Genomic DNA, 15,330 nt, shown 5'->3' with positions numbered 1-15,330 from the left:
ACGCTGTGACGCCAGTACCCCAACTCGAAACGAAAACATCCGTAATGTAGCCGTCTCGTCACCTGTTCAGGATTCCGCCACATGTCGTCCGATATTGACGCCCAGCTCAGCAACTTCTTCGAAGACAACAACCAGCCCCCCGAGTTCGACGTCGTCCTGCGCGGCTTTGATCGGAACCAGGTCAACACCTACGTCGCTCAGCTCAAGAGCGACGGCCGACAGGCGCGGGAGGAGGCCGACAAGCGCCGCAAGGAGCTCTCCGACCTCAAGCGCCAGCTCCAGGAGCAGGAACGCCCCACCTATTCAGGTCTGGGCGCGCGCATCGAGCAGCTCCTGCGTCTAGCGGAAGAGCAGGCTCAGGAACTCGTCCAGGGCGCGCACGCCGACGCCAACGACGTCGTGGCCCGCGCCAAGGTGGAGGCCGCAGAGATGCGCGCCGCCGCGGAGAACGAGGCCACGGACCTGCGCGCCAGCGCGCAGCGCGAGTCCGACGAGATGCGCAGCTCGGCCGAGAACGACGCCGAAGAGGTCCGGACCTCCGCGCGTCGCGAGGCCGACGACCTCACCTCGACCACCGAGCGCGAGGTGCAGAAGAAGCGGTCCACCGTCAACCACGAGATCGCCGAGAAGCGGGCGACCTTCGAGGGCGAGATCGCCAAACTGCGCACCACCACCGAGCGTGAGTGCGCCCAGGCACGCGCCTCGGCGAAGCGCGAGCGCGACGAGACCATCCAGGCCGCCAAGCGCCAGGCCGACGAGATGCGGGCACAGGCCCAGCGCGCCACGGAGGAGAGCGAGGCCAAGCGCGCCCAGGACGAGGCCGAGTTCGAGATCCAGCTCGCCAGCCGCCGCGAGGAGGCCGAGCGCCAGGACGCCGAGCGCCTGGTCGCGGCACAGGCCGCCACGCAGAAGCTGGTGTCGGAGGCCGAGGAGCGCGCCGCAAGCGCCGAGCAGCGCGCCACCAAGGCCAGCTCGCAGGCCGACCAGACCCGCCGCGATGCAGAACAGCACGCCAAGCAGGTCGTGGCCAACGCCAAGAAGAACGGCGACCAGTACCTCGCCGAGTCCAAGTCCAAGGCCCAGCACCTGGTCAGCGATGCCAAGGCCGAGGCCGACCGGATCATGACCAAGGCCCAGCAGGAGGTGGACGAGCTCACGCGCCAGCGCGACAGCATTCAGTCCCACCTCCAGCAGTTGCGTCAGCTGCTGGGCGGCGGCGGTGGCGGGGACTTCTCCGCCGCTGTGCCCCCGGCCCCGGCTGCGCCGCAGGTTGCTCCTGCCGCAGAGGAGCCGCACGCGATCGAGGCCAAGTCGGCGTCTCGTCCGCCGGCCGGCGCCCAGAAGCAGCCCGTAGCCGCCAAGTCCGGCAAGGGCTCCGACGACGAGGACTGGTGGCAGGAGTAGTAGACGCCGCCGGCTCGACAGCCGTACAAAGAAAGGAGCCCGGTCCGTGGACGGATCGGGCTCCTTTGTCGTGTAGTCCCGCCTCGCCCTTTGGGGAAGGGAGGGCGTGGTCAGGACGCGGGCGGGGAAGGTTTGCTCCGCAGCAAGCGAACCCGCCCTGTACCCTGTGCGACACCGCGAACGCGGTGAGCCACGATATGGATACTCCTGAAGGTTAGGCGCATCCGGGGCAGAACGGAACGCTTCCCCCCAATCAGTCTTGATTTTTTGCCCGCTGCGCGAGCATTTCCGACTCCGGAACTCGTCCTGGACCGGCCGGTGTACTCCGCGACGGCACGCTCGGGTCCGTCACCACAGCGTTTGGAACGACGACTACTGCAACGTGTCCTTCTCGTAGGGCCCGTCCCACTCGGTGGGCAACGGGTGGGCGGTGGGCGCAACCCGTCTGGTCACCTCGTTGAGCACGGTGCGCACGTAGGGCTCTCCCACCCACAGGTGCTTGGCACCGTCAACCCCGATGACCTCGGCCTGAGGGACCCGGGCGAAACGCTTCTCGGCCTCGGCCGGGCGAAGGTAGTCGTCGAACTCGGGAACCAGGGCCACCAAAGGTTTCCCCGAGTCCGCCCAGACGTCCAGGTCGGCGTCAACAGCCCGGTGCAGAGGTGGCGACAGCAGGATCGCGCCCACGACCTCCGGGTCGCACCCCCATTTGAGCGCTAGTTCCGTGCCGAAGGACCAGCCGACGAGCCAAGGGGCGGGCAAGCCCTCGAACTCGGTGAACTCGATGGCCGCGGCGACGTCGTAGCGTTCGGACTCGCCCTCGCCGAAGACACCCTCGCTGGTTCCGTGCCGGGACGTCGTCCCCCGGGTGTTGAAGCGCAGGACCGCGACGCCGGCCAGCGCCGGCAGCCGGAAAGCGGCCTTGCGCAGCACGTGGCTGTCCATCATGCCCTGCGCCGTGGGCAGGGGGTGCAGGCAGACCAGCGTGGCGACCGGATCGGCCTCGGCGGGAAGCGCGAGTTCACCGACCAGGGCCAGACCGTCGGCGGTGTGCAGTGTGACGGGCCGGCGCCGGGCGGGCAGCACCGTACTGGCGCGGATGTCCATGGTTCCTCGGATGGTTCGGGGTCGGGTGGGGCGGTCAGTACCGCGGATGGCGGACCGAACGATGTGCGCGTTTGTCCCAGCAGGAACTGTGCCAATGGCGTCGGTCGTCACCGTCGCCTGCAGAGGACCACGCCACCACGTGCGGGACTCCCGGGGGGATCTCCTGGTAACAGCCCGGACAGCGATACGCCTTGGCCGCGGACGAACCACTGATCCGCCGGGTGACCCACTCACCGTCGGGGCCGCTCTCGCGGCGTTCTCCCCCGGTGATGCGTTCCATGAAGGAGGTCCCGTCGTCGGGCTTAGGTGAACCCCCTTTTCGGCGGCGGGGGGCGTTGCGGCGCGGACTCACCCCCCAAGCCTAAGAGAGAGTCACCCCTGCCCCGACGCCCGAACCTGCGGCCCCAGGTGCAACCGCCGGATTGGTGGAAGCCGACAGCGATCCCGTTGCGCCAGGGGATCAGTTGTGGTCGCGCAGGGTGTCGCGCCCCTTCTGCACAAGGTGGAGCAACAGCGGCGCCGGGGCGAAGGAGGAATGAAGCCCCATGTGCGCGGACTCGGCGAGAACGCCGGTGACCCATTCGACACCGCGTCCGTCCAGGAGTTCGACGGGCCCCTGGGGGTAGCCACAGCCCATCCGCATCGCGGTGTCCACCTCGTCCGCGCTGGCGTAACCGTCGCCCACCATGCGCAGCGCGTCGTCGATGTGCGGGGCGAGCAGCAGCCCGGCGATGTCGAGTCCGGTGGCACCGTCGCGGACCCGATCGGCCAACGGACCGCCGGGCAACGCTTCGGGGTGCTGTTCCGGGCGCGAGTGGTCGTAGAAGCCGCGGCCGCTCTTTCGTCCGAGCAGTCCGGCGGCGACCATGCGGCGCAGTAGCGGCGCGGCCGCGTAACGCGGAGTACGGAACTCCGCCCACAGTACGTCCATGACGGCCAGACATACGTCGAGGCCGACGAGGTCGATCAGTGCGAGCGGACCCATCGGCAGGCCGACGGCCTTGGTGATGGCACCGTCGATCTCCTCGCGGGAGGCGAGTTTGCGCTCGTAGAGTCCGACGGCGTCGTTGAGATAGGGGACCAGCAGCGCGTTGGCGACGAATCCGGCGCGGTCGGTGACCGCGACCGGTGTCTTGCCCAATCGTTTGGCGACTTCGGTGGCCACGGCCAGTACGCCGGGTTCGGTGACGACCGTGCCGACGATCTCGACGAGCCGCATGACCGGGGCGGGATTGAAGAAGTGCAGCCCGATGACTTTTCCGGGCCGGTTGGTGAGTGCGGCGATCTCGGTGACCGAGAGCGATGAGGTATTGGTGGCCAGGATGGCACCGGGCGGCAGGACCCGGTCGAGGTCGGCGAAGACGTCCCGTTTGACGTCGAGCCGCTCCGGAACCGCCTCGATGGCGAAGTCGGCGTCGGCAAGGTCGTCCCGCGAGGTGGTGAGGGTGACCCGGTCGAGAACGGTCTGCCGCTCGGTGTCACTGAGCTTGCCCTTTGCCACTGCCTTGGCGAGGGAGCGTTCCAGGTGCGTGCGCCCTCGCTCCAGCGCGGCGTCATCGACCTCGACACCAGTGACGTTGAAGCCCGCCCGGGCAAAAACCTCGACGATGCCGGAGCCCATCGCTCCGAGCCCCACCACTCCGACCTTGCTGAATTCCTGGACCATGCGGCCCACCATAAAGGGTTGATCCCAGCGGGCCGGGACACCGCCCCCGTCGCACGCTCCTGATCGGTCACGCCGGTGAAGACCCACGAGGGGCACCGGAGGGGGTCCGGGCTGTGGAAAGCTTGCCGTTATGCGTCTTGTCATCGCTCGCTGCAAAGTGGACTACGTGGGCAAGCTGTCGGCCCACCTGCCAATGGCGACCCGCCTGATCATCCACAAGGCCGACGGATCCGTGTCGATCCACGCCGACGACCGTGCGTTCAAACCTTTGAACTGGATGAACCCGCCCTGCACGGTACGCGAGGTCGCCGGGGACGACGGTGGGGCCGTATGGACCGTGACCCACGGAAAATCCGGGGAGAAGCTCGTACTGACCATCGAGAAGGTCCTGCACGACACGTTCCACGAGCTCGGGGTGGACCCCGGCCTACAGAAGGACGGCGTGGAGGCCCACCTCCAGGAGTTGCTCGCCGAACACATCACCACGCTCGGCGAGGGCTACACCCTCGTACGCCGGGAGTTCCCCACCGCGATCGGTCCGGTGGACATCCTGTGCCGTGACTCCGCGGGTGCGACCGTGGCCGTGGAGATCAAGCGTCGGGGGGAGATCGACGGGGTCGAACAGTTGACCAGGTACCTGGAGCTGCTCAACCGTGACTCCACCCTCAAGCCGGTTCGGGGGGTCTTCGCCGCCCAGGAGATCAAGCCGCAGGCGCGGGTCCTGGCGACCGACCGTGGGATCTCCTGCGTGACCCTGGACTACGAAGCCCTGCGCGGAACGGACTCGGACGTCATGCGTCTGTTCTGATCGCCCGGTACGGTTCTCGGTTGGACAGCGCCCTGTTCCAGGCGGCGGGGAGACCCGCTGTCCTGCCCCGCGCCGGTCGCCATGGGCGGTCCGTCAGCAGCGCAGGTCCGCGGTCCGGAGGGCGTACGGCACGGCGCATCAAAATGCCTCCCCGGGTGGCCGCCTGTGGCCGCAAGGTGTGCACTCGGGTCCGCGCGGCTGCTGTCCGACAAGGTCGGGCGGCGGCCGGGCCCCCGAACCGGGCCCCTGAAGCGGCGGCGACGCGTCTCAGGGACGGGTCAGGGGAGTTCCCTGTTCCCTTCCCGGTCAATCGGGGGAAGACTCACAATATGGTCGATGCCATGAATGACTCCCCCGTCCCCGGACCGAACCAGATGCGTGCCTCCGACGCCGACCGCGACCGGGTCGCCGCGCGACTGCGCGACGCCCTGGCCGAGGGCCGGATCACCCCGGACGAGCACTCCGAACGGTTGGATTCCGTCTACAACTCCAGAACCCTGGGCGAACTGGTGCCAATCACCAGTGATCTTCCCGCCGTCCAGGACTCCTCCCTGCCCGATCAGCGCGCCTTCGACTCACCGCGGCCGGTCTACGGCCGGACGCGTGTCACCAACGGCTCGCCCAGCGGGTGGTTCTCGCTGGCGCTGATGGGCGGGGCCGAGCGCGGCGGGAACTGGGTGGTCCCGAAGACCTACCACGCGCTGGCACTGATGGGCGGCATCGGCATCGACCTGCGCGAGGCACGGTTCGCCGCCCAGGAGACAACGATCGTCGCCAACGCGCTCATGGGCGGCATCGAGATCGTCGTCCCCGACGACATCGAGGTCCGGGTGAGCGGAGTGGGGATCATGGGCGGTTACGGCGCCGAGGGGGAGGCCCCCAGCAGCGTGCTCGAACCCGGCACACCGGTGGTACGGGTCATGGGCGTGGGGCTGATGGGCGCCGTTGTGGTGATCCGCAAAAAGCGCAAGCACCAGAAGCAGGCCACGAAAGAAATCGAGGAATAGCTCCGGCGTCCGCCTCAGGACCGTCAACTCGATATCGACGGCAACCGTCTATAGGACCATGCCTTGACCTGCCTTAGGAAGATTTTGGCTGGATGTGGCAACCGTCCGCTTTCTCCTTGCTCTGCGCCACGGGCAGGTGACAAGCTGCACTCCGACCCCCGCACCGTTCGCGTCTATACCGTTACCCCAGGTAGGCGGACGCGCTATTGAGGAGGACGATCGTGCGCACATCATCGGGCCGATCCCCGCGTAAGGCCGGCACGGCCAAGCGAAGACTCGCCGTCGGCGCTGCCGCAGTCATGGTGCTCAGTCTGGGCAGTGCCCCCGCAGCCCAGGCCACCACCCCCGTGGACGAAGCGCAGCTGCCGACGCTGGTGCGGACCGCCGCCATCAAGCAGCACCTGCAGAACCTGACGACGATCGCCGAGTACAACGGCGGCAACCGGGCTACGGGAACTCCCGGGTACGACGTGGCGGCCAAGTATGTGATCGACCAGCTGAAGCGAGCCGGATACCAGCCGGTGAAGCATACCTACGAGTTCTCCGAGTGGGTCGAGAACAGCGAGCCCGTCCTCGCCCAGACCGCTCCGGAAGCCGTCGAGTACGCCTCCGGTCTGGACGCCGACTTCTTGGCGATGTCCTACTCCGGCTCAGGGGACGTGACCGCACCGGGTGTCCCGGTCAACGCCGACAGCGCCACCAGCGGTTGCGCGGCGTCGGAATTCGCCGGCTTCCCGGCCGGGGCGGTCGCCATCGTCAAGCGCGGTACGTGCCCCTTCTCGCAGAAGGCGACCAACGCGGCCGAGGCCGGCGCCGGGGCGGTGATCGTGTTCAACCACGGTGCCACCACCGACCCCAGCGACACCGGACCGATCAACGGCACGGTGACCGACCTCGCGGACATCCCGGTCCTGGGCGCCTCGCCCGAGGTCGGGGCCGCCCTCGTGGCCGCGGGCGACGAGCTCGAACTCCGGGTGCGGGTGGACGCGGAGATCGTGACGTCCAACTCGTACAACATCACCGCAGAGACCAAGGGCGGTAAGAAGGACAACGTGGTCGTGGTCGGCGCCCACCTCGACGGCGTCGAGGAAGGGCCCGGGATCAACGACAACGGCAGCGGCGTGGCGGCGATCCTTGAGGTTGCCAAGCAGCTGCCCAAGCTCGGCACCCCTGAGAACAAGGTGCGTTTCGCCTTCTGGGGCAGCGAAGAGGTCGGGCTGGTCGGCTCCACCAAGTATGTGGAGGCGTTGAGCGAGAAGGAACTGGAGCGGATCGCGCTCTACCTGAACTTCGACATGATCGGCTCGGAGAACTACGCCCGCCTGATCTACGACGGCCGTGGCGAACTTCCCGGCTCGGTGGCTCCGCCTTCGGGATCCGGAGCGATCCAGCGGACCTTCGAGAACTACTTCTCCGCCAAGGGACTCGTGGCAGAGCCGACCGAGTTCAGCGGACGCTCCGACTATCAAGCGTTCATGCTGGCCGGAATCCCCTCGGGCGGACTGTTCAGCGGCGCCGACGGAATCAAGACCGAAGCGCAGGTGGCGCACTACGGCGGCACCGCCGGGGTGCAGTTCGACCGCAACTACCACACCCCCGACGACACCATCGAGAACATCAACTGGGACAGCGTCACCGAGTTGAGCGGCGGGATCGCCTACTCGGTGGAGACGTTCGCGCAGAGCACCCTCCCGGTGAACGGCGTCGCGCCGTTCAGCCTGGGCACGCAGTCCAGCAGCGGTTTCGACCGCGTGGGCTCGTACTGGGTCCGTTGACGTCAACCGCTCGACGCTCTGCCTTTGCCGGCGGAACCGAATAAGCAGGTTTGCGTGACCGCGGCGGGATCTCCCGCCGCGGTCACGCGCGTTTGGCGCGGAAGGCCGGGTAACCGTTGCGTATCGGGCCGTCATAATCGAGCAGCCTGGTGCTACCGTTAGAAACAGGCCGGCTACCGTTCGTAGTAGTTGCAGGTCATTGGCGTGATTTCGATGTAGTCCGGTGTGGTTTCGGGGGCCACCGGAACCGGTCGAGGCAATCGCGAGACGACCCAGCTACGACGACCGACGGCCCGGGGTGGACGGCGCGGGCCCAACCGAACCGTCCACCCCAAGACGCCACCGCTACTCGCGCAGCGACTCGACATCGGAAACCAACACCAGGTGGGCATGCATCGCCGCCGCCGCACGCTCCGCGTCGCCCTCCCTGATCGCGTCGGCGATCCGCTCATGACCGGCAAGCGAATCAGCGGGCCGCCCCGGCTGCGCCAAGGACTCCATCCGGGTCTCGGTGATCATCGGCGCGATCTCGTCCATCATCCGACCGAGCAGCCTGGAACAGGCGGCCTGGGTGATCGCGGCATGGAAACGCTCGTCGCCCAATTCGCCGCGCCCGCCATCGGCGATCTCGGCGCGCATGACGTCGAGGGCGGCATCGATGGCGACGATGTCGGAATCGTTGCGGCGGCGCGCCGCGAGTTCGGCGAGCTTGACCTCCAGCGCCTGGCGCGCCTCGATCACCTCTGCACGCCGGTTGCGCCGATCCCGCAGCAGGGCCAGGACCTGCTCCTCGGCCACCGTACGTCGCACGATTGCCCCGTCACCATGGCGCACGTCGATGACACCCTGAACCTCCAGCGCGACCAGCGCCTGACTGAGCGACGCCCTGCTGACGCCCAGGGTCGCCGACAGCTCTCGTTCCGGTGGGAGTCGATCCCCGGCAGCGAGCCCGGCTTCTCGCATGTACTCGCACAAACGCTCGACAAGCTGTTCGTAGAGTCGGGGGCGGACGAGGCGACGGGGGGAAGGGCTGGCGTTCACTACGTCGGACGCTCCATTTTTACCGGCGGGATATTGACAGGACATGCCAGTGGAGTATTGGCTAGGCCACTGAGCCAGTAGCTTGGATCACATTAGCCGGTGCCTGGACTCACACCCCACGATCCTCATTGAACGGCCACGCAATGTCACCTGAGATCATCTCCATTGTCGCCCTGGCGGCCATGTTCGTCATCGCAACGGTACTGCCCATCAATATGGGCGCACTGGCCTTCGTTGCGGCCTTTCTCCTGGGCACGCTGGTGCTTTCCATGGACTCCAAGGAGATCCTGGCCGGCTTCCCCGGAGACCTGTTCCTGATTCTGGTCGGGATCACCTACCTGTTCGCGATCGCACAGAACAACGGGACAGTGGATCTCCTGGTCCGCGGGGCCGTACGCCTGGTCGGCGGCTGGGTGGCAGCGATCCCGTGGGTCATGTTCGCCATCACCGGTGTGCTGACCGCGATGGGGGCCCTGGGACCCGCGGCGGTCGCCATCATCGCCCCGATCGCACTCGGCTTCGCCGCCCGCTACCGGATCAACCCTCTTCTGATGGGCATGATGGTCGTCCACGGGGCACAGGCCGGCGGTTTCTCCCCGATCAGCATCTACGGTGCGACCGTCAACGGCATCGTCAGCGGTACCGACCTGGACAGCAGCCCCATGACGCTCTTCCTGGCCAGCATGTTGTTCAACACCGTCATCGCCCTCATCCTGTTCATCGTGCTGGGCGGACACCGCCTCATCGGGGTGCACTCGCGCGAGTTCGAGACCGTGAGCGTCGGCGAGCACTCCCCCGGTGCGGAACGACTAGCGGTACGGGGCCACGGATCGGGCGCCTACCAGGGCGCGGAGCCCGGCGCCGACGAGCAGCCGAACGGATTCCGATTCGAACAGCTCATGACCATCATCGGCCTCATCGCCCTGGGTGTGCTCGCCCTGGGCTTCAAGATGGACGTCGGCTTCGTCGCCATCACGGTCTCCGTCGTACTGGCCGTCATGTTCCCCAAGGCCCAGAAGGGCGCGGTCAACAAGATCAGCTGGTCCACCGTCCTGCTGCTGGGCGGTGTCCTCACCTTCGTCCACGTGATGGAAGAAGCCGGGACCATCGACTTCGTCGGCAACAGTGTCGCCGGCCTGGGGGCCCCGCTGCTGGTCGCCCTCCTGCTGTGCTACATCGGCGGCGTGGTCTCGGCATTCGCGTCCTCCACCGCCATCCTCGGTGTGACCATCCCGCTCGCAGTGCCCTTCCTCCTCGCCGGCGACATCGGCGCCGTCGGGATGATCGCGGCCCTCTCCGTGTCCTCCACCGTCGTGGATGTCAGCCCCTTCTCCACCAATGGCGCGTTGGTCCTGGCCAACGCAAAGGGCATCGATCCCGATCGTTTCTACAAGCAGATCCTGGCCTACGGTGCCATCGTCGTGGCCGCGGGGCCGCTTCTCGCCTGGGCCGTGATGGTCCTCCCGAACTGGCTGTGACCGACCAGACAGAGACGAAAGCCGGTGAGGAACATGGCCAAGCGGCAGAGCGCCCGCGAACTGATCGAGCGCACCCTGGACCCGGGGTCGTTCACCTCGTGGGACACCGACCCCATCGACGTCCGCCCCGGAAAGGGGTACGCGGCCGACCTCGCCAGGGCCCGGGAACGCAGCGGGTGCGACGAATCGGTGCTGACGGGTGAGGGGCTGCTGCGCGGGCGCCGAGTGGCGATCGTCGCCAGTGAGTTCACCTTTCTGGCCGGCTCCATCGGTGCCGCCGCCGCCGAGCGCCTGGTCGTGGCGGTCGAACGGGCCACCGAGGAGGGACTGCCGCTACTGGCCGCCCCCGCCTCCGGCGGAACCCGCATGCAGGAGGGAACTCTCGCCTTCCTGGCGATGGTGAAGATCTCCGCGGCCATCGCCGCGCACAAGGCCGCCGGGCTGTCCTACCTGGTCTACCTACGCCACCCGACCACCGGTGGGGTGCTGGCCTCGTGGGGATCGCAGGGACACGTGACGGTCGCCGAACCGGGCGCTCTGATCGGCTTCCTCGGCCCGCGCGTCTACGAGGCGCTGTACGGCAAGGAGTTCCCCGAAGGCGTCCAGGTCGCCGAGAACCTCTACCGCAGCGGACTGGTGGATGCGGTGTTGGAGGCCGAGCACCTGCCGGCGATCGCCGACCGCACCCTGAACGTGCTGTTGGCCCGCCCCCGCTCCCTCGCCGACACCCCCGAACCGGGTCAGGAGCACATCCCCGACATCGCCGCCTGGGACTCCATCGTGCGCTCGCGCCGACCCGACCGGCCAGGTGTGCGCAGGCTGCTGCGCCATGCCGCCACCGATGTCGTCCCGCTCAACGGCACCGGTGACGGGGAGTCCGACCCGGGACTCCTACTCGCCCTGGCCCGTTTCGGGAAGGCGCCGTGCGTACTGCTGGGTCAGGACCGCAACCGCCAGAGTGTCGAGCACCCCATGGGTCCGGCCGCGCTGCGCGAGGCCCGCCGGGGCATGCGCATCGCACGTGAGCTGCGGCTGCCCCTTGTCACCCTGATCGACACCCCGGGGGCGGCCCTGTCCAAGGACGCCGAGGAACGCGGCATGGCCGGGCAGATCGCTCGCTGCCTGGCCGAACTGGTCACTCTGGAGGCGCCCACCGTGTCGGTGCTCCTGGGGCAGGGGACCGGTGGTGGGGCACTGGCGCTGATACCGGCCGATCGGGTCATCTGCGCCCAACACGCCTGGCTGTCCCCGCTGCCGCCCGAGGGCGCGAGCGCCATCGTCCACCGGACCGTGGACAGAGCACCGCTACTGGCGGCCGAGCAGGGGGTCCGCTCGGTGGAACTGCGCGCAAACGGCATCGTGGATCGTATCGTCGCCGAACACGACGACGCCGCCGACGAACCCGAGGCGTTCTGCCGGCGCCTCGGCGCCGCACTGGAGTACGAGCTGACCATCCTGTTCCACCGTGAGCAGGCCGCTCGGCTGCGCGCGCGACACGACCGGTACCGCCGGCTGGGGCTCTGAGGCGGACTCGATCCGGGAGGCACCCGCCTCAGTGGAACGTCGTCCGACACGCGCTCAGGAACCACCGCGCCCCGTTCCTCGTGAGGAACGGGGCGCGGTGGCGCAAAGGGCTCGGCAACCGCGTGTCACCTCGCCCAGTGGAAGACGTCGGCGGTCGCATCGGTGACGCGCACCGGTGTCCGGCCGTAGGAGACGACCCGGATGCGTACGCGGCGCCCCTTGGCAAGATCGCCTTTCCAGGAATAGGTGAAGTGCCCGCTGCCCCCTGCCTGCACCGGGGAGTCGATCGGCCGGTTGCGCACCGGCTGCCAGGCGTCCCCCTTCTTCTCGTACTCGACGGCGCGCAGTTGGAACTCTTCTCCTGCGGCCAGACCTTCGACAGTGACCCCGACCGAGAGGTCGTAGAGGGCTCCGTTGGGTTCGTCCACACCGACCAGGGCGTACAACTCGCCGGAGATGCCGTCGCGTTCGGTGAACTGGAGCGACGCCCACTGGCCGGGGGCGAGCGGCTGGGCGGTCGTCTTTTTGAACAGGTGATGGCCGGGCACGTCGTCCTCCTGGAGGGTCGGGGTGGGCGGCTTGGCGAAGGTGCCGTCGATGACCAGTGCGTATGCGCGTTCGCCGGGGCACGAGGTGGAAATGAAGTCACGGTGGCCCAACACCGTGCCGCCGATGGAGGACCGCGGCTCCATCAACCACTGGCGGAGCTGACGCACGGCGTTGACCTGGCCGTCGGTGATGACGTCGGTGGGGCCGGTGGCCAGGGTGACCGAGTAGTGACTGGAGTTGCCGCCGGGTTGGGCGGCCTGAACCCGGAACAGCCCGCGTCCCTCGATGACATAGGCGTGCGGGCATGCCATCCAGGAATATCCGATGTCGGCCCAGCCGCGACTGGGCCCGGTGTGAAAATCTCTCGTGCGCCGCCAGTAGGCCAGGCACTCCTCATGTGCCTTGGCGGCCAAACGCTGGTTGCTGGAGTCGTAGTGGATGACCAAGCCGGACTTGGGGTCGGCCGCCTGGGCCGGGCTCTCCCCCCAGCCCAGATCGGCTCGGGACACGTACTTCTCGGGTCGGGGCACCGCACCTCCAGAAGCTGAAGAGCCCCAAAGGGAAGGGACTCAAGGTGTTGACCGTGCCTGCGTCAGCGGTGATGCGCCACGTTCACCTCGTCCGGTTTCGCACCGCTGTGTTCTCGTCCCGCACGGCAGGCGGTACACGGACACCGGGGCGAACGGTGCCCGTGGTGTCGTGTTCCACCTGACACGGAGAAAACTGTGACCCAAAGTCGGGAATCAACTACTCTCCGCACTCTTCCTACGATGCCTGGAGAAACGGATTCCCGCATGGTTTCTCTACAAAATGGCCGGTCGCAAGCCGGTCGCAACGGGAACGTCTCTCCCGGCGACAGACGAGGACCCCAGCGGGGAGCACCACCGCTGCCACCGGAAGAGACCAGAGCGGGGCCGGCTCCCCAGAGGGGCGGTCCGGGTATCGCCCCGTGCCGGCCCTGCGTCTCCCCTAGCTAGGGTGAGCCCCATGACCAAACGCGATACCGACAAGCCCGTGGTCCTGTCCACGATCTATACCCGGGGCGGCGACGACGGCTCCACCTCACTGGGGGACATGAGCCGTACGGCCAAGACCGACGCACGGCTGGCCGCCTATGCCGACGTGGAGGAGGCCAACGCCGCAATCGGTGTCGCGCTGTCGCTGGGCGAGGTTGCCGACGACGTACGGGCGCTCCTGTCCCGGGTCCAGAACGAGCTCTTCGACGTGGGCGCCGACCTCTGCACACCGGTGGTTCCCGACCCCAAATATCCGCCGCTTCGCGTCGAGGCCGCCTACATCGACCGGCTGGAGGAGGCGTGCGACCACTACAACGCCGGCCTCACCAAGCTGCGCAGCTTCATCCTTCCCGGTGGCCCCCCGATCGCGGCGCTGATGCACACCGCACGGGTGGTGGCCAGGCGTGCGGAGCGGACCACGTGGAGCGCGATCGAGGCGCACGGCGACTCGGTGAACCCGCTGACCGCCAAATACTTGAACCGGCTCTCGGACCTGCTGTTCATTCTCTGCCGAGTGGTGGCAGACGGCGACGAGGTGCTCTGGAAGCCGGGCGGACAGCGCGACTGACCACCGGCAGGCACGCTTCCGGCTCCGGTCGTCGCGGGCCGGGGGCTACCCCTCGGTCAGCAGCGACTCGACGGACTCGACCTTGCTGGTCAAACCGTCGGTGACTCCGGCGCGGATGTCGGCCTTGAGAACCAGGGTGACCCGGCCCGCGCCCTCCCCCGCGGCCTCGGTTGCGCGTTTGACGACGTCCATCACCTCGTCCCACTCTCCCTCGATGCTGGTGAACATCGCATCGGTGTGATTGGGCAATCCGCTCTCGCGGACGACCTGGACGGCTCTGGCCACGGCGGGGGCGACGGATTCGCCCTCGCCCAAAGGGCTCACGGAAAACGCGACGATCATGGGTCCATCGTAGTCGTCGAGGTCCTCGAAAGGCCGGTGAAGCGCCCGGGCCCGGCTCAGTCCGCCTGCCAGATCGTGCCCGGTGGCATGGACTCCAGCCAGGACAGAAATCCGGTCAGTGCACCCTCGCTCATTGCGAGTTCGTGGACGGCTTCCGTGGGATCGGAACCGTCCGCCGCACTCCAGGCGACCTCGATGACGACGAGATCGTCGGTCAGTTCACGCAGGTCCTCGCCCGCAGGAGCACGTCGGCCGACAACGACGAGGCCGCGGCGCGACAGCTCTGCTGTCGGCCGCGGCCACAAAGAGAAGATGCGATACCAGCGCAGTTCCTCGCTGCCGTAACGGGCACACCCCATCCGCCATGGATGCCGGCCGCCCGTTGCTGGACGCAGGTAGCACTCGACCGCACCGCCGCCACGCTCCAGGGCGAAACGGCGCACGGTCACTCCGAGCAACGCCACGAGGGCCAGGGCGAGCAGCGTGAAGAACAGCCATTCGGCTAGATCGAACCACGTCGCGCTGTTCAGCTGCTCCCCCAAAGTCTCCCCGGCACGCCGTCGGTCAGGCGGCCTCTCCCGCTGCCCGCAGACGTCCGCGGGCCCGGGCTGCACGCGCACGCGCCTCGGCGTCCTCAAGGCCGGCGGCACCGGCCTCGGTCAGCGCGGTCTGGGCACGATCGACGTCGATCTCATCGGCGAGTTCAGCGATCTCGGCCAGGATCGAGACCCGGTTACCGGAAGCGACGGAGATGAACCCGCCATGCACGGCTGCGCGGATCTCACCGTCGGCCTTCGCCCCCAGCACACGCACCACAGCGCCCGGCGCGAGCAACGCCAGCACCGGCACGTGTCCCGGCTGGACACCGATCTCGCCGTTGACGGTCTTGACGATCACCATGTCGCCCTCGCCGGCCCAAAGCTCACGCTCGGGCGAGACGAGCTCAACGAAAAGCTTCTTCGACACTGCCACATACTCCTCAGGTAGAGGGCTGTTTCAGCGGAGAACGGGGGCCGCCCGGCGCGATACGCGACCGACCGGCACC

14 protein-coding genes are annotated in these 15,330 nt (G+C 68.0%); 7 read left to right on the top strand and 7 right to left on the bottom strand.

Features of this window, described 5'->3' with window-relative positions:
* Nucleotides 1-81 precede the first annotated feature (81 nt).
* Complete coding sequence (locus tag AC0VYP_RS04220; protein ID WP_475472587.1) at nucleotides 82-1,404, top strand: DivIVA domain-containing protein; 1,323 nt, start codon at nucleotides 82-84, stop codon at nucleotides 1,402-1,404.
* 372 nt (nucleotides 1,405-1,776) lie between these two features.
* Here AC0VYP_RS04220 and AC0VYP_RS04215 read toward each other — a convergent pair whose 3' ends face one another.
* Together AC0VYP_RS04215 and AC0VYP_RS04210 are read right to left on the bottom strand one after the other, a co-directional pair.
* Nucleotides 1,777-2,511, bottom strand: coding sequence for an alpha/beta hydrolase (locus AC0VYP_RS04215; RefSeq protein ID WP_285761946.1), 735 nt, complete (start codon nucleotides 2,509-2,511; stop codon nucleotides 1,777-1,779).
* A 460-nt stretch (nucleotides 2,512-2,971) separates the two neighbouring features.
* Nucleotides 2,972-4,177, bottom strand: coding sequence for a 3-hydroxyacyl-CoA dehydrogenase (locus AC0VYP_RS04210; RefSeq protein ID WP_285761944.1), 1,206 nt, complete (start codon nucleotides 4,175-4,177; stop codon nucleotides 2,972-2,974).
* A 130-nt stretch (nucleotides 4,178-4,307) separates the two neighbouring features.
* Between AC0VYP_RS04210 and nucS the strand changes: the two genes are divergently transcribed.
* The 3 genes from nucS to AC0VYP_RS04195 all read left to right on the top strand — a co-directional run bounded on the left by nucS (nucleotide 4,308) and on the right by AC0VYP_RS04195 (nucleotide 7,767).
* Nucleotides 4,308-4,985, top strand: coding sequence for an endonuclease NucS (gene nucS / locus AC0VYP_RS04205; RefSeq protein WP_285761943.1), 678 nt, complete (start codon nucleotides 4,308-4,310; stop codon nucleotides 4,983-4,985).
* Between the two features lie 341 nt (nucleotides 4,986-5,326).
* Nucleotides 5,327-5,992, top strand: a complete 666-nt coding sequence (locus tag AC0VYP_RS04200) for a DUF1707 SHOCT-like domain-containing protein (protein WP_285761942.1) — start codon at nucleotides 5,327-5,329, stop codon at nucleotides 5,990-5,992.
* Between the two features lie 221 nt (nucleotides 5,993-6,213).
* Nucleotides 6,214-7,767, top strand: a complete 1,554-nt coding sequence (locus tag AC0VYP_RS04195; protein WP_349497234.1) for a M20/M25/M40 family metallo-hydrolase — start codon at nucleotides 6,214-6,216, stop codon at nucleotides 7,765-7,767.
* A gap of 345 nt (nucleotides 7,768-8,112) precedes the next feature.
* Here AC0VYP_RS04195 and AC0VYP_RS04190 read toward each other — a convergent pair whose 3' ends face one another.
* Nucleotides 8,113-8,808, bottom strand: coding sequence for a FadR/GntR family transcriptional regulator (locus AC0VYP_RS04190; protein WP_285761941.1), 696 nt, complete (start codon nucleotides 8,806-8,808; stop codon nucleotides 8,113-8,115).
* 143 nt (nucleotides 8,809-8,951) lie between these two features.
* Here AC0VYP_RS04190 and AC0VYP_RS04185 point away from each other — a divergent pair, with 143 nt between their 5' ends.
* Entirely contained in the window at nucleotides 8,952-10,286 is a 1,335-nt protein-coding gene (locus AC0VYP_RS04185; RefSeq protein WP_475472583.1) for an SLC13 family permease, read from the top strand.
* 33 nt (nucleotides 10,287-10,319) lie between these two features.
* Nucleotides 10,320-11,810 carry a carboxyl transferase domain-containing protein gene (locus AC0VYP_RS04180; protein WP_285761939.1) on the top strand — a complete coding sequence of 497 codons (1,491 nt, stop codon included), beginning with the start codon at nucleotides 10,320-10,322 and terminating at the stop codon, nucleotides 11,808-11,810.
* Between the two features lie 125 nt (nucleotides 11,811-11,935).
* Here the strand turns inward: AC0VYP_RS04180 and AC0VYP_RS04175 are convergent, their stop codons facing one another.
* A complete protein-coding gene (locus AC0VYP_RS04175; RefSeq protein ID WP_285761938.1) occupies nucleotides 11,936-12,889 on the bottom strand; it encodes a peptidoglycan recognition protein family protein in 954 nt (317 codons plus the stop codon).
* A 457-nt stretch (nucleotides 12,890-13,346) separates the two neighbouring features.
* Between AC0VYP_RS04175 and AC0VYP_RS04170 the strand changes: the two genes are divergently transcribed.
* Nucleotides 13,347-13,943 (top strand): cob(I)yrinic acid a,c-diamide adenosyltransferase, encoded by a 597-nt coding sequence (locus tag AC0VYP_RS04170; RefSeq protein ID WP_285761937.1) that lies wholly within the window; start codon nucleotides 13,347-13,349, stop codon nucleotides 13,941-13,943.
* A 45-nt stretch (nucleotides 13,944-13,988) separates the two neighbouring features.
* Here the strand turns inward: AC0VYP_RS04170 and AC0VYP_RS04165 are convergent, their stop codons facing one another.
* The 3 genes from AC0VYP_RS04165 to AC0VYP_RS04155 are packed head-to-tail and all read right to left on the bottom strand — an operon-like array spanning nucleotide 13,989 to nucleotide 15,251.
* Nucleotides 13,989-14,285 (bottom strand): MTH1187 family thiamine-binding protein, encoded by a 297-nt coding sequence (locus tag AC0VYP_RS04165; protein ID WP_285761936.1) that lies wholly within the window; start codon nucleotides 14,283-14,285, stop codon nucleotides 13,989-13,991.
* Between the two features lie 56 nt (nucleotides 14,286-14,341).
* Entirely contained in the window at nucleotides 14,342-14,827 is a 486-nt protein-coding gene (locus AC0VYP_RS04160; protein WP_285761935.1) for a DUF2550 domain-containing protein, read from the bottom strand.
* Nucleotides 14,828-14,849: 22 nt separating this feature from the next.
* Nucleotides 14,850-15,251, bottom strand: coding sequence for a F0F1 ATP synthase subunit epsilon (locus AC0VYP_RS04155; RefSeq protein WP_475472581.1), 402 nt, complete (start codon nucleotides 15,249-15,251; stop codon nucleotides 14,850-14,852).
* Nucleotides 15,252-15,330: the final 79 nt, after the last annotated feature.

The sequence above is a fragment of the Nocardiopsis sp. iso_186 genome, assembly GCF_056173365.1.
The sequence above is the reverse complement of the archived record's forward strand: the minus strand, read 5'-3'. Positions and strand labels throughout refer to the sequence as shown.